1 protein-coding gene is annotated in these 1,598 nt (G+C 61.8%); it reads left to right on the top strand.

All coding sequences use genetic code 11. The features are described from left to right. Positions 1-553: 553 nt before the first annotated feature. A partial coding sequence (locus AB0305_RS23070; protein WP_366174197.1) for a M43 family zinc metalloprotease occupies positions 554-1,598 on the top strand: 1,045 nt, incomplete at its 3' end.

Raw genomic sequence — 1,598 nt, 5'->3', positions numbered from 1 at the left:
GCCGCATCGACTCGTCCCCCACCACCGGCACCAAAACCACCCTCACCCGATGACCCACCCACAACACAAATTCACGCCCCATCGCCGGCCCCAGCCAACGACCTCGGGTGCTTTGAAGGAACACATGAATCGCAAACGGTTTACCGCCGCTCTCGCAGGTGCTTTGCTGGTCTCGGCGTCATCGCTGACATTCGGAGCGGCAGCACCGGGGCTGGCCTCGGAACCGACGGATTCGTCAACGACCATCAGTACTCCCACGGCGACCAGTTCGCCGTCCGTCGGATCCTCATCCGCCCCTACGAATCAGACCGTTGCAACCCCCACTGCAACGGCGACAGCTACTGACACGTCCACCGGTTCGGGCACGAGCATCCCGGTTCAGGGACCCACCCCGGAGCCTCCGGTACCCGAACAGACCGGCGGCGCACCTACCAGCGTCCATGTCTTCCAAACCCCCCCATTGGAAGGCGCTAAGGGTGCGTCGGCTAGGACTCTTGGTACAGAGTCATACTCATTGGCCAGGACAGGCAATATCAAAGTCCGGCTGGTCACTGTGCAGCTAACCGACGTCAAAGCCAATATTTCCATGGACTCTGCGGTCTCCGCCGTTCAGGCGACCAGCAACTACTGGGCAACCATGTCGAACGGCCGGCTCAGCATGAGCGTTGCCAGTACCGAGACATTCAACAGTCGCAGTGCCTCCTCAACGCAGCGGTACTCGGACATGATGAACACGATTACCAACGAACTGGGTTGGGTGCCTAACCCCTACACGGCACTCGTGGTATTCGTATCGACTCCCACGCTTTCCGACGGCGCGTACGGCGCAGGCTGGAGCTACAACGGAACAAGCGGCCGGGTCATCATGCCTCTACCGGCCGCCCTTACCCGAAGTGTGCTCACGCACGAGTTCGGTCACGTCCTCGGGCTGATGCACGCCAACAGCCTCCAGTGCGGCAGTGGCGCCCAGGATGTGGCGACAAACAGTGACGGTACCTTTGCTGACCCGTCCTGCAGCATCAGGGAGTACGGCGACAGCATGGACCTCATGGGGGTTTCCCAGTCCTCCCAGCCCACAATCAGCTCGACACTGTGGGAGTACGGCGGCTTTGGAACCGGCCGAGAAGTCCGGGACCTTGGCAAAGCCGGAAATAGCACCGCCTACACCCTCACCGCATGGAGTGGCACGGCCGATGGCCGTGCTGTGAAGTTCACGGATCCGGTAAGTGGGGAGGTCTACTACCTGGAGTTGCGGCTGCCTGTCGGCTATGACGCTGCGACCGCCGTCAACGGCAATCGCGGAGTGAAAATCGTGCAGCAACTCGGGGCAGGGTCCCTCATCCTCATGCCAGACTCCCACCCCTTCGCCGGTTACTACAGCACGCGGCACGCGTGGCAAGCGGGAGAGGTATTCACGACTCACGCGGGGACGCGGGTAACCGTCAATTGGATCTCAGGTACCGCCGCGGGTGTGACGATTGAGTCGACGGCGGCCATGGCCGTCAAGGCGATTGCTGATGTGGCGGCTGTTTCTCCCGGGCTTGGTAAGTCGGTTTCGGGTTTGAAGACCGGGTTGCGGGGAGGTGTTTCGCAGGGGT

It is taken from the genome of Arthrobacter sp. NPDC080086, from assembly GCF_040702285.1.
The sequence above is the reverse complement of the archived record's forward strand: the minus strand, read 5'-3'. Positions and strand labels throughout refer to the sequence as shown.